The sequence below is a fragment of the Hyphomonas sp. genome (assembly GCF_041398465.1).
Lineage (GTDB): Bacteria > Pseudomonadota > Alphaproteobacteria > Caulobacterales > Hyphomonadaceae > Hyphomonas.
In genome coordinates this window covers 24,170-44,474 of sequence record NZ_JAWKUS010000001.1, presented here as the reverse complement: position 1 = coordinate 44,474, position 20,305 = coordinate 24,170, and the positions used below count along the sequence as shown (strand labels likewise).

General features: G+C 62.1%; 23 protein-coding genes. 17 read left to right on the top strand and 6 right to left on the bottom strand.

Annotated features, from left to right (window positions below):
* The first annotated feature begins 25 nt into the window (after window positions 1-25).
* The gene (gene rpoD / locus R3C98_RS00235; RefSeq protein WP_371312091.1) at window positions 26-2,026 is read left to right on the top strand and encodes an RNA polymerase sigma factor RpoD; all 2,001 of its coding nucleotides are present in this window, start codon (window positions 26-28) and stop codon (window positions 2,024-2,026) included.
* Between the two features lie 146 nt (window positions 2,027-2,172).
* Complete coding sequence (gene pepF, locus R3C98_RS00230; protein ID WP_371312090.1) at window positions 2,173-4,098, top strand: oligoendopeptidase F; 1,926 nt, start codon at window positions 2,173-2,175, stop codon at window positions 4,096-4,098.
* 78 nt (window positions 4,099-4,176) lie between these two features.
* Here the strand turns inward: pepF and R3C98_RS00225 are convergent, their stop codons facing one another.
* Window positions 4,177-5,463 (bottom strand): O-acetylhomoserine aminocarboxypropyltransferase/cysteine synthase family protein, encoded by a 1,287-nt coding sequence (locus tag R3C98_RS00225; protein ID WP_371312089.1) that lies wholly within the window; start codon window positions 5,461-5,463, stop codon window positions 4,177-4,179.
* Window positions 5,464-5,576: 113 nt separating this feature from the next.
* Window positions 5,577-6,425 (bottom strand): neutral zinc metallopeptidase, encoded by an 849-nt coding sequence (locus R3C98_RS00220; protein ID WP_371312088.1) that lies wholly within the window; start codon window positions 6,423-6,425, stop codon window positions 5,577-5,579.
* Between the two features lie 108 nt (window positions 6,426-6,533).
* Between R3C98_RS00220 and R3C98_RS00215 the strand changes: the two genes are divergently transcribed.
* A complete protein-coding gene (locus tag R3C98_RS00215; protein ID WP_371312087.1) occupies window positions 6,534-6,956 on the top strand; it encodes a secondary thiamine-phosphate synthase enzyme YjbQ in 423 nt (140 codons plus the stop codon).
* Here R3C98_RS00215 and R3C98_RS00210 read toward each other — a convergent pair.
* Genes R3C98_RS00210 through lgt form a run of 3 tightly spaced genes read right to left on the bottom strand, consistent with a single transcriptional unit; the run spans window position 6,942 to window position 9,157 of the window.
* Window positions 6,942-7,097 carry a hypothetical protein gene (locus R3C98_RS00210; RefSeq protein WP_371312086.1) on the bottom strand — a complete coding sequence of 52 codons (156 nt, stop codon included), beginning with the start codon at window positions 7,095-7,097 and terminating at the stop codon, window positions 6,942-6,944. The genes R3C98_RS00215 and R3C98_RS00210 overlap by 15 nt on opposite strands.
* Before the next feature lie 60 nt (window positions 7,098-7,157).
* The gene (locus R3C98_RS00205) at window positions 7,158-8,249 is read right to left on the bottom strand and encodes a class I SAM-dependent methyltransferase (RefSeq protein WP_371312085.1); all 1,092 of its coding nucleotides are present in this window, start codon (window positions 8,247-8,249) and stop codon (window positions 7,158-7,160) included.
* Window positions 8,201-9,157 carry a prolipoprotein diacylglyceryl transferase gene (gene lgt / locus R3C98_RS00200; protein WP_371312084.1) on the bottom strand — a complete coding sequence of 319 codons (957 nt, stop codon included), beginning with the start codon at window positions 9,155-9,157 and terminating at the stop codon, window positions 8,201-8,203. The genes R3C98_RS00205 and lgt overlap by 49 nt, the downstream gene beginning before the upstream one ends.
* A gap of 89 nt (window positions 9,158-9,246) precedes the next feature.
* Here lgt and R3C98_RS00195 point away from each other — a divergent pair, with 89 nt between their 5' ends.
* The 14 genes from R3C98_RS00195 (at window position 9,247) to recR (ending at window position 19,147) form a co-directional block, all read left to right on the top strand.
* Entirely contained in the window at window positions 9,247-9,504 is a 258-nt protein-coding gene (locus R3C98_RS00195; protein WP_371312083.1) for an accessory factor UbiK family protein, read from the top strand.
* A gap of 130 nt (window positions 9,505-9,634) precedes the next feature.
* Window positions 9,635-10,138 carry a YbjN domain-containing protein gene (locus R3C98_RS00190; protein WP_371312082.1) on the top strand — a complete coding sequence of 168 codons (504 nt, stop codon included), beginning with the start codon at window positions 9,635-9,637 and terminating at the stop codon, window positions 10,136-10,138.
* Between the two features lie 4 nt (window positions 10,139-10,142).
* Window positions 10,143-10,949, top strand: coding sequence for a pyrroline-5-carboxylate reductase (gene proC / locus R3C98_RS00185; protein WP_371312081.1), 807 nt, complete (start codon window positions 10,143-10,145; stop codon window positions 10,947-10,949).
* Window positions 10,950-10,964: 15 nt separating this feature from the next.
* Window positions 10,965-11,618: a hypothetical protein gene (locus R3C98_RS00180; protein WP_371312080.1), complete on the top strand. Its 654-nt coding sequence runs from the start codon at window positions 10,965-10,967 to the stop codon at window positions 11,616-11,618.
* The gene (locus tag R3C98_RS00175; RefSeq protein WP_371312079.1) at window positions 11,584-12,666 is read left to right on the top strand and encodes a phosphotransferase; all 1,083 of its coding nucleotides are present in this window, start codon (window positions 11,584-11,586) and stop codon (window positions 12,664-12,666) included. The genes R3C98_RS00180 and R3C98_RS00175 overlap by 35 nt, the downstream gene beginning before the upstream one ends.
* Before the next feature lie 206 nt (window positions 12,667-12,872).
* The gene (locus tag R3C98_RS00170; RefSeq protein ID WP_371312078.1) at window positions 12,873-13,145 is read left to right on the top strand and encodes a DUF1153 domain-containing protein; all 273 of its coding nucleotides are present in this window, start codon (window positions 12,873-12,875) and stop codon (window positions 13,143-13,145) included.
* Window positions 13,146-13,227: 82 nt separating this feature from the next.
* A complete protein-coding gene (locus R3C98_RS00165; RefSeq protein ID WP_371312077.1) occupies window positions 13,228-13,890 on the top strand; it encodes a hypothetical protein in 663 nt (220 codons plus the stop codon).
* On the top strand, window positions 13,887-14,819 hold the full coding sequence (locus R3C98_RS00160; RefSeq protein ID WP_371312076.1) for a flagellar motor switch protein FliG: 933 nt from the start codon (window positions 13,887-13,889) through the stop codon (window positions 14,817-14,819). The genes R3C98_RS00165 and R3C98_RS00160 overlap by 4 nt, the downstream gene beginning before the upstream one ends.
* Window positions 14,819-15,238 (top strand): hypothetical protein, encoded by a 420-nt coding sequence (locus tag R3C98_RS00155; protein WP_371312075.1) that lies wholly within the window; start codon window positions 14,819-14,821, stop codon window positions 15,236-15,238. Before R3C98_RS00160 ends, R3C98_RS00155 begins: the two co-directional genes overlap by 1 nt.
* Window positions 15,235-15,501 (top strand): FliM/FliN family flagellar motor switch protein, encoded by a 267-nt coding sequence (locus tag R3C98_RS00150; RefSeq protein WP_371312074.1) that lies wholly within the window; start codon window positions 15,235-15,237, stop codon window positions 15,499-15,501. Before R3C98_RS00155 ends, R3C98_RS00150 begins: the two co-directional genes overlap by 4 nt.
* Before the next feature lie 213 nt (window positions 15,502-15,714).
* Window positions 15,715-16,725 (top strand): flagellar biosynthesis protein FlhF-like protein, encoded by a 1,011-nt coding sequence (locus R3C98_RS00145; RefSeq protein WP_371312073.1) that lies wholly within the window; start codon window positions 15,715-15,717, stop codon window positions 16,723-16,725.
* Window positions 16,726-16,729: 4 nt separating this feature from the next.
* Entirely contained in the window at window positions 16,730-17,572 is an 843-nt protein-coding gene (locus R3C98_RS00140; protein WP_035580351.1) for an AAA family ATPase, read from the top strand.
* 134 nt (window positions 17,573-17,706) lie between these two features.
* Window positions 17,707-18,420, top strand: coding sequence for a response regulator transcription factor CtrA (gene ctrA, locus R3C98_RS00135; protein ID WP_371312072.1), 714 nt, complete (start codon window positions 17,707-17,709; stop codon window positions 18,418-18,420).
* A gap of 118 nt (window positions 18,421-18,538) precedes the next feature.
* On the top strand, window positions 18,539-19,147 hold the full coding sequence (recR, locus tag R3C98_RS00130; RefSeq protein ID WP_371312071.1) for a recombination mediator RecR: 609 nt from the start codon (window positions 18,539-18,541) through the stop codon (window positions 19,145-19,147).
* A gap of 6 nt (window positions 19,148-19,153) precedes the next feature.
* Here the strand turns inward: recR and R3C98_RS00125 are convergent, their stop codons facing one another.
* Complete coding sequence (locus R3C98_RS00125; protein ID WP_371312070.1) at window positions 19,154-20,290, bottom strand: PQQ-dependent sugar dehydrogenase; 1,137 nt, start codon at window positions 20,288-20,290, stop codon at window positions 19,154-19,156.
* Window positions 20,291-20,305: the final 15 nt, after the last annotated feature.

Sequence of the window (20,305 nt, the reverse complement as noted above, 5' to 3'; positions counted from 1 at the left end):
CGGTACGTCACGGGAGAGAGATTGAATGGCATCTGCCAAACAGAAGAATACGCAGGGCGACGGCGATAACGACGAGAAGGACAATGATTCCGGTATTGTCGATTTCAACGCGACTGACGTCAAAAAGGTCCTGAAGCGCGCCCAGAAGCGCGGCTTCATCACCCACGACGAAATCAACGCCCTTCTTCCGAACGACGAAATGACCTCCGACCAGATCGAGGACGTGATGTCCCAGATCTCGGAAATGGGCATTGCCGTCGTCGAGACCGAAGAAGAGGCGGAAGAGCAGGGCAAGGCCCTGACCAAGATCGAGGACCGCAAGGTCGTCGCCAAGAAAGGCAACGCCCGCGGCTCTGACCGGACTGACGACCCTGTGCGCATGTACCTGCGCGAGATGGGCGCGGTGGAGCTGCTCTCCCGCGAGGGCGAGATCGCGATTGCCAAGCGGATCGAGGCTGGCCGGGATGCGATGATCCGCGGTCTGTGCGAAAGCCCGCTGACCTTCGAAGCCATGATGGTCTGGCGCGACGAGCTTATCAATGAGCGGATCCTCCTGCGTGACCTGATCGACCTTGAGGCGACCTATGGCGCGGAAAACCCGCCGCCGGAGCCGAAGCCGGTCGAAAAGGAAGAAGAGCCGGAAGCCAAGGCCAAGACCCGCCGCGGCGATGTCGACGAAGTCGAAGCCGAGCGCGAGCGTCAGCAGAAAGAGGCCGAAGAGGAAGAGGCCGAAGAGGAAGAGGACGAAGATGATGCCGCCGCCATGTCCATGTCGGCCATGGAAGCGGAACTTCGTGACGGTGTCCTCGCCAAGCTCGACGAGATTGCTGACGGTTTCGGCCGTTACCGCAAGCTGCAGGACAAGCTCGTGTCCCGCCGCATGGAAGGCAAGGAACTGACGCCGAAGGCGCAGACCGAATACGACGAACTGTCGAACAACATCGTCGAGAACCTGAAGACGATCCACATCAACAACGCCCGTATCGAGGCGCTGGTGGAACAGCTCTACGCGATCAACAAGAAGCTGATGGGCCTGGAAGGCAAACTGATGCGCCTTGCTGACGCGCATGGCGTGCCGCGCAAGGAATTCCTCAGCAATTATTTCGGCCGCGAGCTGGAGCCGGACTGGACCGAAAAGGTCAAGGACATTTCGGCCAAGTGGAAGCGCTTCATCGAATCCAAGGAAGGCGACATCGAGGATGTGCGTGCGGAAATTTCCGAGATCGCGCAGGAAATCGGTATTCCGATCGATGACTATCGCCGCATCGTCCAGACGGTGCAGAAAGGCGAGCGCGAAGCCCGTATCGCGAAGAAGGAGATGGTGGAAGCGAACCTCCGCCTCGTGATCTCCATCGCGAAGAAGTACACGAACCGCGGCCTTCAGTTCCTGGATCTGATCCAGGAAGGCAATATCGGCCTGATGAAGGCGGTGGACAAATTCGAGTATCGCCGCGGCTACAAATTCTCGACCTATGCCACCTGGTGGATCCGTCAGGCGATAACACGGTCGATTGCCGACCAGGCCCGCACGATCCGTATTCCGGTGCACATGATCGAGACGATCAACAAGATCATCCGTACCCAGCGCCAGATGCTGCACGAGATCGGCCGCGAGCCGACCCCGGAAGAACTGGCCGAGAAGCTGGGACTGCCGCTGGAGAAGATCCGCAAGGTTCTGAAGATCGCGAAAGAGCCGATCTCTCTGGAAACGCCGATTGGCGACGACGAGGATTCGAACCTCGGCGACTTCATCGAGGACAAGGCCGCGCTCCTGCCGGTCGATGCCGCGATCCAGTCGAACCTGCGCGAGACGACAACCCGCGTGCTCGCTTCGCTCACTCCGCGTGAGGAACGCGTGCTGCGCATGCGCTTCGGCATCGGCATGAACACCGATCACACGCTGGAGGAAGTCGGCCAGCAGTTCAGCGTGACGCGCGAACGTATCCGCCAGATCGAAGCCAAAGCGCTCCGCAAGCTGAAGCATCCGAGCCGAAGCCGCAAATTGCGCAGCTTCCTGGATACCTGATCCATATGAAGGGCGGCCCAAGGGCCGCCCTTTTCATTTGAGCGCGGTGCCGGCCCTTATCGAATATAAATAAATTCTCTTGTCAGGTGAGAACGGACATGGTTGTTTCGGCTTTCCGATAAACAATAAGCCGGGGCAGAACCAGAATGACAAACCTGACCACTCTTCTCAGAGGCGGCGCCTGCGCTGCAGCCATCATTGCAATGTCCGCCTGTGCGGGCCTTTCGACGTCCGCTGAACCTCTTGTCACAAGCGAGGTCGCGAGTGACACAGCCGCCGCGGAACGCGAAGCGATCGTCTGGGATCTGAGCGATCTCTACGCGTCTTCCGATGCCTGGGACGCTGCCTATGCCGAAGTCGAGGCGCGGATCGCAGAGCTTCCGGCCAATCGCGGCACCCTCGGCGAAAGTGCAGCGCAAATGGCGGCTGTCTTTCGCCAGACGTCCGATGTCGCGAAAGATGGCATGCGTCTCTACACATACGCATCGCTCAGCTATGACGAGAACCAGGGCGATCCCGTCGCCCAGGAGCGTTTCGGCAAAGCGCAAAACCTGTTTCAGGCGCTTGGTGAGGCAACAAGCTGGATGGATCCGGAGGCGCTGAGCCTCGGCGAAGAGAAGGTGGTGGCCTATCTCGATGCCGAACCGGCACTGGCTGATTTCCGGTTCGGGATTGAAGACACGCTGCGCCAAGCTCCGCATACGCTGGATGCCGACGGTGAGGCACTGCTCGCACAGGCAAGCCTTGCGCTGTCACAGCCGAACCAGATCTACAGCCTGTTCGCCAATGCCTCGATTCCGTGGCCGACAATAACCTTGTCGGACGGAACGGATGTGAAGTTGAACCAGGCGGGTTATTCCCGCTATCGCGGTGCCCCCAACCGCGCGGACCGTAAGGCTGTCTTCGACACATTCTGGGACGCCTGGGGCCAGTACGAGAACGGCATGGGCGCGACCCTGAACGCGCAGGTGCAATCTGCGATCTTCCGGTCAAAATCCCGCAATTATGAAAGCGTGCTACAGCGCAACATGTTCGATGACGCGCTGCCGCCCGAAATCTACACTGAGCTTGTCGATCAGGTGAACGAGGCGCTGCCGGTCTTCCATCGATACCTCAAGCTCCGTGGACGGATGCTGGGCGTGGACGACATGCGCTATTACGATATCTATCCACCGATGATCGAGGCCGATACCGGCGAATTCGACATCGAACGGTCCAAGGAAATCACCTTCGAAGCCCTCAAGCCATTTGGCGAAGAATATATCGGCTTGCTGAAGGAAGGTCTCAGCAAGCAGTGGATGCATGCCTATCCGCAGGAGGGCAAGGAAACCGGGGCCTATATGGCCGGTTCAGCCTATGATGAGCATCCGTACCTGCTGCTGAACCACAATGACGACTACGATTCCATGTCGACCTTTGCGCATGAGTGGGGCCATGCGGTCCACACGATGCTGTCGAAATCGGAACAGCCCTTCGAAACGGCCAGCTATTCCACCTTCATCGCGGAGATGGCGTCCACCATCAACGAGATCCTTCTGGAAGAGTACATGATCGAACATGCCGAGACGAAGGAAGAGAAACTGTTCTATCTCGGCCAGGCGCTGGAAAGCCTGCGCGGCACTTTCTATCGCCAGACAATGTTCGGTGAATTCGAACTCGCCATTCACCAGGCCGCCGAACGGGGCGAGCCGCTGACGGGCGCGAAGCTGACCGAGATGTATGGGGCTTTGCTGAAGAAGTATCACGGCCATGATGAAGGCGTTCTGACCATTGATGACGCGTACACGGTCGAATGGGCCTACATCCCGCACTTCTACTATGAGTTCTATGTCTACCAGTATGCGACGTCCGTTTCCGGTGCGGCGTGGTTCTCGGAACAGTTCCTTGCGGGGGATGACCAGGTGCGCGAGAACTTCATCAACGTTCTGAAGGCAGGCGGGTCGGACTATCCGCACAACATTCTGCTGAACGAGGCAGGCCTCGACATGACGAAGCCTGATGCCTACCAGGCGGTCGTGCGCCGTATGAACGACATCATGGACCGGATGGAAGACCTGCTCGACGACGCGTAGGGGTCATCTATCTCCCGAAACAGGAAACGCCCGCAGGAATTGTTCCTGCGGGCGTTTTCTATTGGCCAATCGGACGGGTTAGCTTGCCGCCTTCAGCGCCTGATCAAGATCCGCGATCAGGTCGTCGGCGTCTTCGATGCCGATGGAGAGGCGGACCGTGTCCGGTGAGGCGCCGGCGGCGATCTGCTGTTCTTCCGTCAGCTGACGGTGCGTGGTCGAGGCCGGGTGGATGACCAGCGAGCGGGCATCGCCAAGGTTCGCGACATGGCTGAACAGGTTCAGGCCCGCGACAAACTTGGTGCAAGCCTCATATCCGCCCTTCAGCTGAACCGTGAAGAGTGCGCCTGCGCCCTTCGGGCAGATCTTCGGAATGCGGTTCTTGTAAGGTGAGGAGTCCAACCCGGCATAAGTCACGCTTGCGACGGCCTCATGGCCTTCCAGCCACGCGGCGATCTTCTGGGCGTTGACGACGTGCTTCTCCATACGCAGCGAGAGGGTCTCGATGCCCATCAGCGTATAGTGCGCGCCCTGCGGGTTCATCGTCATGCCAAGGTCGCGGAGGCCAATGGCGATGCCGTGGAAGGTGAAGGCAGCCGGGCCGAACGTCTCGTGGAAGGTCAGGCCGTGATAGGCCGGTTCCGGCTGGGAGAGGGACGGGAACTTGTCGCTGGCCGACCAGTCGAATTTGCCGGAGTCGACCACCACGCCGCCGGTCACCGTGCCGTTGCCGGTCATGTATTTGGTCAGCGAGTGGACAACCAGCGTCGCGCCATGATCGATCGGGCGGCAGAGGTAGGGCGTCGCTGTCGTGTTGTCGACGATCAGCGGGATGCCGGCTCCGTCGGCAATCGCGGCAATGGCGTCGAGATCGGTGATGTAGCCACCCGGGTTGGCGATGGTCTCGCAGAAGATGGCGCGGGTGTCGTCATCGATGGCGGCTTTCACTGCGTCCAGATCGTCGAAGTCGACAAAGGTGCAGGACCAGCCGAAGCGTTTGAAGGTCTGGCTGAACTGGGTGATCGTGCCGCCATAGAGGCGCGTCGAGGCGACGATGTTGCGGCCCGGCGCCATCAGCGGGAAGAGGGCCATGATCTGCGCAGCATGGCCAGACGAGCAGCAGACAGCACCGGCGCCGCCTTCCAGCGCGGCGATGCGGTTCTGGAGCGCGCCGATAGTCGGGTTGGTCAGGCGGGAATAGATGTAGCCGACTTCCTGCAGGCCGAAGAGGGCGGCCGCATGATCGGCATCGCGGAAGACATAAGCGGTCGTCTGATAGATCGGCACCTGGCGCGCGCCGGTGGCCGGATCGGCCTCTGTGCCTGCGTGAATGGCCAGCGTGTCAAAGCCCTGCGGTGTGTCGGTCATGTCGTTTCCTCGCTTCGTGTTCCTGCGTTTTCCCCGCCGTCTTTAGGGGAGGGGCAGGGGCGCAGCAATGAGGAAAACTGACGAGTTCGCCGCAGGTTGGCTGAAGCGTGCCCTTATTGGCTAAACGTATCGCAGGCGGCCGGGTCGCCAGTGGAGAGACCCCGCCGCAGCCATTCGACGCGCTGTTCCGCGGTGCCGTGGGTGAAGGCTTCGGGCGTGACCTTGCCGGTCATGCGCTTCTGGATCATGTCGTCGCCGATGGCCTGGGCCGTGCGCAGCCCTTCCTCGACATCGCCGGGTTCCAGCGCGACCGCGCCGCCGGAGACTTCCGCCGCATGCGCCGCCCAGACGCCGGCATAGCAGTCGGCCTGCAGTTCCAGCGCGATCGACCAGGCATTGGCTTCTTCCTGGCTGCGGGCCGCCTTCTGGGCCTGGCGCACCTTGTCGCTGGCCCCGGTCAGCTTCTGGACATGGTGGCCGAACTCATGGGCGATGACATAGGCTCTGGCAAAGTCCGCCCCGGAGGCGCCGAGCTGGGTCTGCATGTCCTGCCAGAAGCCGAGATCCAGATACACAGTCTGGTCGGCCGGGCAGTAGAAGGGGCCCATCGCCGCCTGTCCGAAGCCGCAACCTGTACCGGTGCCTTGTTCGTAGAGCACGACCGTCGGTTCGCGATAGCCGCGTAGCGCCTGGCTCCACACATCATTGATATTGGCGCCGATGATGTCGACGAACTGGCCAGCCTCGTCTTCCGGCGTGCCGCGGACGCCTTCCTGCGTGCTGGCGGTGCCTGCAGGCTGTTCGCTGACGATCTGGGCAATCTCGTCCGGTTCCATGCCGAGTACGAAATAGCCGATCAGGGCGACGATGATCACGCCGATGCCGCCGCCGGCCACCTTGCCGGGGCCCATGCCGCGCCGGTCTTCGATATTGCCGCCCTTGCGTCCACCCTGCCAGCGCATCCGTCATCTCCTGAATCCCGCCAGACTCCACGCCCGGCCATTGCCGCCATCCTAACATCCATGCGAGGACGAGACAGTCCCCTTGGCCAGCTACTCCGGCGCGAATACATGCACGATACGATTTCAATCCGGACGACGGGGCAGGGCCTCTACGAGTTCACTCCGGCCGTCCAGCGTTTCCTGTCGGGCGCCGCAGATGGTGATGGGTTGCTCACCCTGTTCTGCCAGCACACATCCTGTTCGCTGCTGGTACAGGAGAATGCCGATCCGGATGTGCAGACGGATCTCAAGGCCTTCTTCCGCCGCCTCGTGCCCCCGGCAGACGACCCGTCCATGAACTATCTGGAACACCGCACAGAAGGGCCTGACGACATGCCGGCGCATATCAAGGCGGCGCTGACACAGACATCGCTGTCCATCCCGGTCATCGGCGGACGCATGGCGCTTGGCACCTGGCAGGGCCTATACCTGTTCGAGCACCGGGATGCCCCGCACAGCCGGCGTGTTGTGGCGCACTTACTGGAGGGCTGAGCGGATATCCTCAGCCGCCGCACGGCGTTTCGCCAGGTCGCGCGCGCCGTGCACATGCTTTCCGCCCTGGCGCTTGTGCGGTTTGCACAAGAGGCACCCGGCGCGGGTCGACTTCGGTCCCTTGCGTTTGTGATGTGCCATGGCGGGGCTCCTTCAGATACGGAGATATGGCGACCGGATCCCGCGGTGCAAGTTCGGCGATTAGAATCCCGCCGGAACCGGCAGGCCGCCGGACGACAGGCAGATCGCCTTGAAGCGTTCGCCCATGTCTTTCGGATCGATCAGGCGCTGGGCGGCGTTGAAGATGGCTTCGCCGTCATCCGGGTTTGCTTTCACCAGCTGGTTCAGCCGTGCCTGCGCGCCGAGGCCGAGCAGGAACATGCCCTGCGGTGCGGGCCCGGCGACGTCCAGCCCGGCCTTCGTGGACATCCGCGCGAGACGTCCGAAATCGACATCCACCGTCAGGTCTGACTCGCCGGGCAGGGCAAGCGGGCTCACCTGCTGGCCATCCTTGTACGAACGAAGGCTGTCACCCGGTGCAATATCTGACGGACCGTAATCGATGAACAGGGCGCGGAAGGGTGCGGTACGGGTCACGAGGTCTGCGACCAGCAGGTCGATGCCGGTTTGTACTTCCACCGCTGTGCTGGCGTCTCCGCTGCCTTCCGGGGCCGCCTGTTCATCGGCGGCGAGACCGAAGACAAGTTCCCGGCCCGCATCGAGGCCGATCACGCATTCGCGCCAGCTGTCACCATCCTTGCGGAACTGGCGCGCGGGCAGGCAGTCGAGATACTCGTTCGCAACCAGCAGCATCGGCCCGGCCGGCACTTCGGCGAGGGTTGAGACAAACTCCGGCTGGGCAGCCGCCAGCGTTTCGTTCTGGACCTCGCGCATCGCCGGTGCTGGTTCCACCAGGGTCATACGCATTGCATCGGCGAAATCTCCGCCGCCCGCCATCATGGCCAGACGTAGCGCGTCCTTCATCAGGACGCCGCGTCCGGGTCCGATCTCGACGATGCGGATTTCTTCGGGCGATCCCATCGCCTTCCATTCATGTACCAGCCACAGGCCGATCAGTTCCCCGAAGATCTGGCTGATCTCGGGCGAGGTGATGAAGTCTTTCCCGATGCCGGGACGGGTCGCGTAATAGCCTTGCGCCGTATCGTGCAGGCATAGCTGCATATAGGTCGATACCGGGATCGGGCCGCCCGTTTCGATCAGGCGGATGAGGCGTTCCTTCAGCGTCACGCCGGGCTCGCGGGTTTCGATTTCAACGCGTTCCAGACGAGCCATGCACCGCCCAGCCACATCGGGATGGACAACAGCTGGCCCATGGTCAGCCATTCCGGCATGCCGTGAACGAAACTGTCCGGCATGCGGAAGTTCTCTACGACGGTCCGTCCGAAGGCGTACATCAGCAGGAACAGGCCCGCGACGAGGCCCGGGCGCTTCAGCGCGCCGAAGCGCCAGATCAGGAGGGAGAGCACAACCAGCGGCAACCAGCCTTCGAGCGCAGATTCATAAAGCTGGCTCGGATAGCGCGCCGTCTCGAAGCCATTATAGACCCAGTTGCCGGTGTCCCAATTATAGGCGGGCGGGGTGGAGCCCGGCACGATGCCTTCCGGGAAGACCATGCCCCAGGACGAGTCCGTGTGGCGGCCGTAAAGCTCGGCATTGATGAAGTTCGCGATGCGGACGAGACCGATCCCGATCGGTGCCACGACACCGGCAATGTCGCCGATGGCGAACAAGCTGACTTTCCGGGACCAGGCGAAATAGGTCAGCGCAATGGCCACGCCGGAGATCCCGCCATGGAACGACATGCCGCCATCCCATATCCGCAGGATGGCGCCGGGGTCCGCCATCAGCGCATCGAACTGATAAGGCACCATGTAGAACAGGATGTAGCCGAACCGCCCGCCGAGGATGATGCCCAGGATGATCCAGAACATGATGTCGTCGAGCTGGTCCTTGGTCAGCGGGCTCGTCCCGCCGAACAGGGCCGGACGCTTCAGCAAGGCGCTGGCATACCACCAGGCAAGGCCGATCCCGGCCATGTAGCCGAGCGCATACCAGCGCAGATGGAACTTTCCGAGGCCGACAAAGCCAAAATCGATTGAGAACAAGGCGGGGCTCATCTCGGGGAAGGAGAGGGCACCAGCGGCCAGGTGCGCTCCCAGCAGCGTCATCGTGTCGAACATGCGGCCTCTTTTCCCTGTCTTGCCCCGGTCCTATCTGTTACGGAAAGTGGCAGACAAGGCCAGCCACCCGCGCGCGAAGGAGTAGCCTCATGGCGACGACAAATCCACTGCTCGATGACATTGCAGGTCTGATGACCGGCGCACTCGGGGCCGCCCGTACTGCGGGCGAAGAGGCCAAGACCGCCGCACAGGCCCGTGTACGTGCCATGATCGCCGATATGGACCTCGCCGGGCGCGATGAGGTGGAGGCGCTGAAGGCGCTCGCCGTCTCTGCGCTGGAAAAGGTCGAAGCGCTTGAAAAGCGCGTTGCAGAGCTGGAAGCCGCCGCAAAAGCGGGCGACAGCTGAGTTCTGCACTTCCCGCAACTGTTGAAGCAGATGGACCTCTCCGCTGAGGGGCGTATGCATGATCCATGCGTGGGGATAGCGCAGAGGGGCGAATCCTGTCCCGATAAGAAAGTCTGCGAGGGGAGCGAACATGTCAGTCGGCCTGACCCGCAATGAATACAATATGGTCGATCCGCTGGAGCGGGTCGAACAGGCGCTGGAAGAAGGCGGCTGGCAGGCAGAGCGCGACGAAGAAGGTACGCTGCAGGCCGTCGCCGAGACCCGCTGGGGCGACCTTGGTGCCCTGTTCGCCTTCCGTCCGGAACCCGCGGCCATCCATTTCTCCATGACGCTGGACGTGAAGCCGCAGACGGCACGCCGTTCCCAGATCGCCGAGCTGATCATGATGGCGAATGAACGCCTCTGGCTGGGCCATTTCGACTACTGGGCCGACGAAGGTGTGATCATCTTCCGCTACACCTTCCCGATGATGGACCGGGACGAACCGACGCTGGGCGAGGTCCGCAGTGCGATGGCCGCCGCCGTCAGCGCGACCGAGCGGTTCATCCCCGCCTTCAACTTCCTGATCTGGGCCGGAAAATCCCCGCGCGATGCCATCGATGCGGTGATGTTCGAAACCCACGGCGAAGCCTGAGGCCATGGCCGGGCCATCGATCGCCCTGATCGGGGCAGGCCGGATGGGCGCCGCACTCGCCAGCGGGTGGCTGGCAGGGAAGGGCAAGCCCGACATCCGCATCCAGGATCCAAAGCCATCCGAAACCGTCACCGAATGGGCCGAGGCGGGCAAGGTCACGCTAAACCCCGAACCGGAACCGGTGGATGTGCTGATCGTCGCGGTGAAGCCTCAGGTCTTCCCGAAGATGGCTGAAAGCCTGAAGCCCTGGATCGGGCCGCAGACGCTGGTCGTTTCGATCATGGCCGGCACCCGCATCAAGCAGCTGTCTGAACGCCTCGGCACGGGGCATGTCATTCGGGTCATGCCGAATACGCCCGGAGCCATCGGTAAGGGCGTCTCGGTCATGGCGAAGTCCGATATAGTCATGGCGAAGCAGCTTGAAGTCGCGGAAAACCTGCTCAAACCGCTCGGCGAAGTCATCGGTCCGGTGGACGAAAAACACATGTCTGTCGTCACCGGTCTTTCCGGCAGCGGCCCGGCCTATGTCTTCCTGATGGCCGAAGCCTTGGCAGACGCGGCAATGGCCGAAGGGTTGCCGGCCGAGCTGGCTGAACGGCTCGCGGCCCTCACCATCGAAGGCGCTGCGGCGTTGATGCTACAGTCTGACGAGGCGCCAGCGGCTCTCAGAAAAGCGGTGACTTCACCCGGCGGCACCACCCAGGCCGCTCTTGACATCCTCATGGATGAGGGTGGGATGCCTATCCTGATGCGAAAGGCTATCCGCGCCGCGGCGAACCGCGACCGGGAGCTGTCTCGCGACACGGACTAGGAGAGATGCGGCACGATGGAGGAGACAGGCGACATTGTCGAACTGGGCCTTCTCGCCGCGTTGCACCTCGCTGAGGACACGCCCTGGGGCGACATCACTCTGACCGCTATTGCTGAAGAAGCTGGCCTGCCGCTGAGCGAGTTCCATGGCGTGACGCGGGACGATCTCGCCAATGCCTTCGATGCCTGGTTTGACCGGGCTATGTCCGCGGAAGGACCGGCGGGCGGGGAGTCTCCGCGTGAGCGCCTGTTCGATGTGATCATGCTGCGCTTCGAGGCGATGGAAAATTACCGCTCTGGCGCCGTCGCCCTGATGCGGGACCGCGAACGGACGCCGCGCCTGCTGTTGCGCCTGCCGGCACACCGGGCAGCCAGCGCGCACTGGGCGCTCGCCTCCGCCGGGCTGGACGATGACAGCGGCGCGCCGCTGGGCCTCAAGATTGCCGCCATCGCCTTCGTGATCGCGCAGACAGAACGTGCCTGGCGCAAGGACAAGAATGGCGATTTCGCCCTTACCATGGCGGCGCTGGACAAGGCCCTGCGCGCCGCGGAAGGGCGGATGCTGCGCCTGAAGAATTACTTACCCATGAAATCAAAGAGCGGGCCGGATGAGCCCGACGATGCGGAGGAAACCCATGAGCCGACCCGGCCTCGACACCAATCCCCTTGAACTGACGCCGGACTGGTTCAACCAGCTTTTCGAAGAAATAGGCATCGACGCAGAGGTGAAGGGCCTCACGGCGAAGTCTATCGGCACCGGTCAGATCGGCGAGAACGTCCGCTTTGTCTTCGACTATGCCCGCAAGGGAGATGACGCGCCCGCCACGCTCGTTGGCAAGTTCCCGTCAGGCAACGAAGCCAGCCTGATGACGGCCAAGCTGCTTGGCCACTATGAGCGCGAGGTCAATTTCTACCGCACCTTCACGAAAGTCGCCGGCCGGATCACGCCAACGGCATTTTACACCGACTACGATCCCGAAACGAACCGCTTCGCGCTGATCATGGAAGACATGGCTCCGGCTGAGCAGGGCGATCAGCTGGCTGGCTGCTCGGCCGCCGAGGCGGAGCGCGCCCTCGACGCCGCAGCGATCCTGCATTCGGCCTACTGGATGGACGAAACGCTGGACACATATCCCTGGATTCAGGGTAGCAAACTGGCGCCGCCAACAGCCTTGAACCCCGAGGCCATCGCCGGGCTCTGGGTCGCGTTCAAGGACCGCTATGGTGAACACCTGACGCCGGACGTCGTCGAGGTCGGCGATGCCTATGCCGATGCGCTGCCACGTATGCCTGAAGTATACCCGGGCCCGTTTGCCCTGACGCACAACGACTTCCGTCTCGACAACATGCTGTTCGGCAAGCCGGGCTCTCCGAAACCGCTTGCGGTTGTGGATTGGCAGACGCCGGGCAAGGGCGCCCCGGCCAATGATGTGGCGTATTTCATCGGTGCCGGCCTGACACGTGAGGAACGCCCGAAGCACGAACTGGCGCTGTTGCGCTATTATCATGACCGACTGCAGGAAGAGGGCGTATCCGGCTACAGCTTCGACGAGCTCTACAAGGACTATTGTTATTTCAGCTTCTACGGCATGTCGGTGGCGTTTGGGGCTGCGATGCTGGTGAAACAGACCGAACGTGGTGACCAGATGTTCCTGACCATGCTGCGTCGGCACGCAGCGCAGGCGCGGGACAATAATGCTCTCGAATTGCTGCCCTGAAGCCGCAGATTTTTCTCAATCGTGTAATGATTTCTGCAGAGTCTCGCCCAGTGTCCCGGGGCGGTACAGGTTTCCAAACATCGTCCTAATGACCGGCGGCAAACTCTCGTAGCGCGTTACGCGTGGGCTTAAGGGGAAGTGCGTAGTGTCCATATTCCGGGTTCTCCAGAAGGAGCGCCCGCCCTCTATTGGAAAATGGTGTGGATATGGAACAGCAGAATGCAAAACCGATGAGCGTGAAGGGCCCGGACGGCCAGAAGCTCACAATGGCGGATCTCCCGTCGCCGAATATTTCCCGTTGGGTCACCCGCCGCAAGGCGGAAGTGGTTGCCGCTGTGTCCGGTGGTCTCCTGACCCGCAAGGCCGCTTGCGACCGTTACAATCTGACGGACGAGGAATATGAAGGCTGGGAACGCCTTTACCAGCGCCATGGCGCAAAGGGTCTGCGTACGACCCGTCTGCAACAGTATCGCCGCTAGGCCGCTGTTAAACCCAAATTTACGGGCGCCCCGTTAACTCTGGCGAAAGCATCCGGAATCCTCCGGGTGATTGGAGTCCAGTATGGCGCACGGAAGATCCGGTACCTCGCGCGGCGCGACGCCTTCCACACGGGCGCTCGCGTTCGCGGCATGCGCCGTGGCCCTTGGCCTGCTTGCCTGGCGCGGGACCGATATCATCAGCCGCGCGCCAGCCTCGCCGGGGCCACTCTCCCAGTCTGAAGCATCTCTCCTGTCGGTCGCCGAAGCGATGGCAGGGCAGGGACATGTGCGCATTTCCGTCATTCGCCAGCCAGGTGGCGTCCGTCAGGTCCTTCTGCTGCTGGATGACAAGGCGGGCGTAGACGACACGATGCTCAGCAACACGGTTTCCATGGCGGCCGGGCTCGACGCTGCCAAAGGTGAACGTGTGGACTTGCAGCGCGCGCCTTTTGCGCCGGGAATCAATGGTGCACCGCTGCCCCGGGACTGGGCTGAGCTGTCGCTGCTCGCCTTGCTGGCCGGCCTCGCAGGCTGGATCGGGTTCAAGGCGGAGCGCCTCGAAGACGCGCCGGTCGAACTGGTTCGGGAAACTCTGCCTGCTCGCATGCCGTCGCAAACTGTTGAACCTGCAGTCCGTGCTGCGCCGCTGGGTGATGAGGACGCCGCAGACCTTGCCCGCCGGGATCCCGGCAGGGCCGCAAATGTCGTTCGCGCCTGGATGAGCGGTAATGGAGGCAATGCATGAGCGCGCTGACGATTGCCCGCAATGAGACACCGGCTGATGGCCTGATGCGATCTGCCCGGCTGATGCGGGCATTAGGCCCCGATGCCGCGCCGATCTGGGCGGAACTCTCGAAGTCCGAAGTGCAGGCCCTGACGACTGCCATGGATACGCTCGGCCCCTCGGCGGAAGGGGAATCCGAAGCGGTATCCCAGTTCATGGTGGCGCATCGGCGGCTGCGCATCCCAGCGAACGCGGGTACCTCCGTCTGGCGGCGCCTGTCTGATGCCGGTACCGACACATTGGCCGGATTGTTTGCCGATGAGCATGCCCAGACCGTCGCGCTGATCCTGTCGCGGCTGGAAGGCGAGGCGTCCGCGCGCCTGTTGCGGGCATTGCCTCCGAAGCTGGCCATTGATGCTATGCAGCGCTTGTTGAACCTCGGCCCCGTTCATCCGGCGGCGCTTGCGGCTCTCGAAACAAAACTTGATGCCATTCTCGCGGCCAATGCGGGGGAAGGCCAGTCGAGTGGCCATGCGCGCGTTGCTCGCATCTTCGATCGGCTCGACAGCCGTTCCGAAAAGACCTTCCTCGCCGCGCTTGACCATGCCGAACCGGGGGCGGGCGAAAGGGTGCGCGCGCTGATGTTCACCTTCGACGATCTGGCAAGCCTGGATGCAGCGGGCCTGCAGACCCTGCTGTCGGCGGCAGATCGCGCTGTGCTCGTCGTGGCCCTGAAAGGTGCGCGGCCGGATACGGCTTCTGTGTTCTTCGCCAATATGACCCAGCGCGCAGGCGACCTGCTGCGTGAAGAAATTGCCTCGCTCGGACCGGTCCGCCGTAGCGAAATCGAAAGTGCGCGACAGGAACTGGTCGCACTGGCCCGCACACTGATGCAACGTGGAGATATCCGTGCTGACGGCCAAGTCGAAGACGATGAGCTGGTCGACTGATGCAGCGCGCCGTCAAATCCTTGAAGCCATTCGATTTTCGCAGCGATTTCACGTTGCAGCCGGAGCCGGAAATGCCGGCCCTGCCTGTTGAAGAAAAGATCACGCTGTCAGCGCCGGATCTGGCCATGCTGCTGACCGAGGCGCGTGCTGAGGCGCATGCCGCCGCCATGTCGATTAAGCATGATGAGCAGAACGCGCGCCTGCAGCAGGTGACGGAAAACCTGACGGACGCGCTCGCGAATCTGGTATCGCTGGCCGGGCATCTGGAATCGAGCGCTTATTCGGACGGTTTCCGGGAGTCTGCCTTGCGCCTCGTCACAATTGCGGCCCAGCGGATCGTCGACGGACAGGGTGACCTGTTTGCACAAAATCAGGAATTCAGCCAGAAAAGCCGCCCGACCGATAAGGATGGATCATGACCAAGCCTGCCAATCCCGCCTTGCAGAAGTCCCTGATGGATGTGCCCGTGCGTGTCGACGTGGTGCTCGGCGAAGTGCGCATGCCGATGGAAGAACTGGTCGCCATGTCCGCCGAAGATGTCGTCGCGCTGGAGCGGCGTACCGATGAGCCGGTCGAGATCTACGTGTCCGACCGGCTTATGGCCCGGGGCCGTCTGGTTGTTGCCGATGGGCAACTCGGCGTGACGCTGTCAGAGATCGTCGACTCCCGCGAAGCCGCGTAGCTGCAGGAAAATCCATGGTTAACAATGCGTTGCCGGCTGGTGCAGCCGGCACTGCAGGAATGGGCTGTCTGCCCGTTGCGAATTCGGCAATTCCTAACATCGAAGAGGAATTTGTTAACCTTTCGCCGACACTAATGGTTGCGGGAGTGTGTGGCCCGTTCGCGTCTGGGGCGCGGGGATGGCGGGTCTGTTCGAGAGTAAGGACGCCGCCGTATGCGTATGAAAATGTTCGCCGCCGAGACCTTCGAGGCTGCCAAGGCGATGATTTTTGCCGAGATGGGAGCCGACGCGGTCATCCTGTCCGAGCGCGAAATTGACGGTGGTGTGGAAGTCCGTGCGGCGGTCGACAAGATGGGCGGCGTCGGAATGGTGCCGAACGAACCGCTTTTCCTGCGCGACGCACGAGGGGGCGGCCACGGCCGTGGCACCGAAAACCCCTTGTTCAGCCGCGTCCGCGATGCCCTGCTCTGGCACGGCTCCCCACAACGTTTCGCTGATCGGGTGGCTGCCGAAGGCGCTGGCCGCATACAGCATCTGTCAGACCCGGAAGAGGCGATCGCCGAAGGCCTCGCCCGCATCGTGACCTGCGACCCGCTACCGGCTCGTCTCGACCGCGATATCCTTCTGGTTGGCCCTCCGGGGCATGGCCGGACCGCAACGGCCGCAAAACTCACCCGCCGTGCCGCAATGGCGCGTGCTGAAGTGGCGCCTGTCGCCGCTGATCTAGACGGCACGGCCGGCGGAGACCAGCTCGCGGCTTATCTCGAGCGCGAAAAAGGCCAGATCCGCACGTGCCATTCACCGGACGAGCTGTTCGCCACGATCAAGAAGCTGAAGACTGAAAATCGCCGCTGCGTCATCGACCTGCCGGCAATCAATCCGTTCGATGATGATGACATGGCCAGCCTGCAGGACCTGATCTCGGTCATCCGCGCAGAGCCCGTTCTTGTCATGTCGGCCGAAGGTCACCCGGACGACCAGCGCGAAGCCGCCCGAAGCTTTGCGAGAGCCGGTATCAAACGGGCCGTCCTTACAAAACTTGATGTTGTCCGAAGGAGGGGCGGGGCCATATCCGCATTGTCCTCGGCTGGCATTGCCTTCTCCCATCTCGCGGTCACCCCGTTCATCGGTGGCGGGCTGGTCCCGGCAGCGCCCTCTCGCCTTGCCGCCCTGTTGATGGAAGACGCCCCGGGCGATGTGATCGCCCTGAAAGGAGCCGCGTAATCCCATGAGTTTCATGATGCGCAAATCGCAGGAACGTCCGGCACCGCGGCCTACGCCGCGCCGGGTCGAACCTGCCTCGATCATCGCGGTTGCAAGCGGGAAGGGCGGCGTCGGCAAGACGTTCATGGCCATCACGCTGGCCTCAGCCTTCGCCCAGGCGGGCAAACGTACGCTTCTCGTTGATGGGGACCTTGGCCTCGCCAATGTTGACGTCCAGCTCGGCATCGCGCCGGAAACAGACCTTGCGGCTGTTATCGCCGGCTGGGTCGAACTCGACGATGCCGTGACGCCGGTTGATGGCGGTGCTGCAGATGGCGGCTTTGATGTGCTGCCGGGCCGGTCAGGCTCTGGGGCGCTTGCAGAACTGCCGCCGGAAGAAGTTGCCCGTCTCGCAGCCGGTCTCTCCGCGCTGGCCCTGCAATACGACCAGGTCGTCGTGGATCTTGGCGCCGGGATCGAAGCCAACTGCATGCGGCTCGCCCGTGCTGCCGACAAGGCGCTGATGGTGATCACCGACGAGCCGACGTCGATGACCGACGCCTATGCCTTCATCAAGGTGCTGCGCGGCTATGCGCCGAATGTGGAGCCCGTGGTGTGCATCAACCAGGCTGACAGCCGCGCCGCAGGGCAGCGGACCTATGAGGCGATTGCCCGGGCCTGCCAGACATTCCTCGGCTTCCGTCCGCATCTTGCCGGCGTGGTGATCCGCGACCCGAAGGTCCGCGATGCGATCCGCTGCCAGAAAACACTGATTTCCACAGATCCTCAGGCCCAGCCTATCCAGGATGCCATTGCAATCAGCCAGATGCTGATCGGTGACGCCCCGGCGGCGGAGCTTGGCAATTAATCTGTGTGAAGATTTGGGGGATTTCGAGGGGAATCGCAGGGCTCTGTTAACTAGTGTTAAAGAAACAGCCTCTAGGATTCTCAGAGTTAATAAAAACGACTAGCTTGTCGTTAGGCTGATTCGGGAGACGACACATGCGCGTCCTGCTAATTGAAGACGATAGCGCCGTCGCGCGTTCCATCGAGTTGATGCTGAAGTCTGCAGGCTTCAACATCTACACCACAGACCTCGGTGAAGAAGGCGTCGACCTGGGGAAAGTGTACGAATACGACATGATCATCCTCGATCTGTCGCTGCCCGACATCTCCGGCTACGAAGTTCTCAAGCAGCTGCGCATGGGCCGTGTGAACACACCGGTCATGATCCTCTCCGGGAACCCGGATATCGAAGCGAAGGTCCGCACGCTGGGTTACGGCGCTGACGACTATCTCACCAAGCCGTTCAACAAGGACGAGCTGATCGCCCGTATCACCGCCATCGTGCGCCGCTCCAAAGGCCACGCCGAGAGCGTGATCCGTACCGGCGAGATCCTGGTGAACCTAGATGCGAAGACGGTGGAAGTGGAAGGCGAACGCGTCCACCTCACCGGCAAGGAATACCAGATGTTCGAGCTGCTCTCCCTCCGGAAGGGCACGACGCTCACCAAGGAAATGTTCCTGAACCACCTCTATGGCGGCATGGACGAGCCGGAACTGAAGATCATCGACGTCTTCATCTGTAAGCTGCGCAAGAAGCTGCAGCAGGCCACCGGCGGTAACCACTACATCGAAACGGTCTGGGGCCGCGGCTATGTGCTGCGCGATCCGCGCCCGAGTTCGAAATCGAACGAGGTCGAAGAGGCCGCATAAGCCTCTCCCTCTCGACGGAACAAACACCCCGGCTTTCACGCCGGGGCGTTTTCGTTTGGGGGGTGGATTCCGTGTGCTCCGGACTTGCACCGAGGCGCAAATGCCTGACATTGGGGGTATGTCACAGCGTTCTGCCGGCCCCGAGATTCTCCGCCTCATCGAGCTGATGTCCCGGCTTCCGGGCTTCGGGCCGCGGTCTGCACGCCGCGCGGCTCTGTTCCTGCTGAAACAGCGCGACACGCTGCTCCTGCCACTGGCCGAAGCGATGTCCGATGCGGGGCACCGGATCGAGAAGTGCAGTGTGTGCGGGAATTATGACACGTTGCAGCCCTGCGCCGTCTGCCAGTCGGGCGGGCGGGACGAAGGCCTGATTTGCGTTGTGGAAGATGTGCCGGACCTCTGGGCACTGGAGCGGGGCGGGTCTTACAAGGGGCGTTACCATGTCCTAGGCGGGGTCATGTCCGCTGTGGATGGTGTCACGCCTGATGACCTGAATATTCCTTCGCTCGTTTCCCGCGTGGATGCCGGGGGTATCCGCGAGGTGATCCTGGCACTGAATGCGACTTTCGAGGGCCAGAACACGGCGCACTATGTTGCCGACCAGCTGGCAGGCAAGGGCGTACAGATAACCTATCTCGCTCACGGCGTGCCGGTAGGCGGAGAGCTGGATCACCTGGATGATGGCACGCTCGCCGCCGCGCTACGCGCCCGGCGGTCGAGCGAATAGCCGGGCCTATTCGGCGAGGTCGACGCGGAAGATTCCGTCGAGGTCCTTCGTTGCGACATAGAGATGGCCGTCGGGCGCCTGCACGACATCGCGGATCGCATACTCTCCCTTGAACAGGTTTTCGCGTTCGGTGACCTTGCCGTCTTCCAGGCGCAGGCGGACAAGTTCCAGCCCGGCCGGGCCGTTCATGCCGCCAACGAAGAAATCACCTTTCCAGCCGGGATAAACATCGCTGGTCAGGCGCGTCAGGCCGGAGGGGGCGATGGACGGCACCCAATAGGTGAGCGGCTGTTCCATGCCTTCCTTCTCGGTCTGTTCGGTGATGATCGTGCCGTCATAGTTGACGCCATAGGTGATGACCGGCCAGCCATAATTGGCCCCGGGCTTGATGATGTTGAACTCATCGCCGCCTTTGGGGCCGTGTTCGGTTTCGTAGAGCGTGCCTTCGGACTTGTCGTAATACAGGCCCTGAATATTGCGGTGTCCGTAAGAGTAAACCTCAGGCTTTCCATCAACACCGTCGGCAAACGGATTATCTGCCGGTATGGTGCCATCTGAATTGATACGAACCAGAGAACCATGCGTGATGTGCGGGTCCTGGGCATCCTTCATATATTTGAAGCCTTCGCCCAGCGAGACGAACAATGTCCCGTCATTGGCGAATTGCAGGCGGCCGCCGAAATGATAGGCCGTATCGCGGGAGTCGGCCCGGAAGATTTCCGTCACGTCTTCCAGAGTGGTGTGGTCGTCGCTGAGACGGGCCCGGACGACGGTCGTGCCATTGTCTGTCGGTGTGCCTTGCGCGTAGGCGGCATAGATCAGGCGGTTGTTCTCAAAGTCCGGATCCAGCACGAGACCGAAATAGCCGCCCTGTCCCTCGGTCATGGCGGGGGGCATGCCGGCGACGGGCGTGGCGGTGCCCTGGCCGTCGGTGACATATTTCAGGCCGTTTTCCTTCTCGCTGAACAGAAGGTCGCCATTCGGCAGGAAGGCGAGCCCCCAGGGGAATTCGGCGTCGACTACCGGCGTCAGAGTGACTTCGAAGTCGCTCGAGGCTTCAGGCGGGGCTGCAGGCGCGGTGGATTCAGCGCTGCAAGCGGCAAGGGCGAAGGCGGATACAATGCCGGCAAGGATCAGGCGCATGGGGCGTCTCCGGAT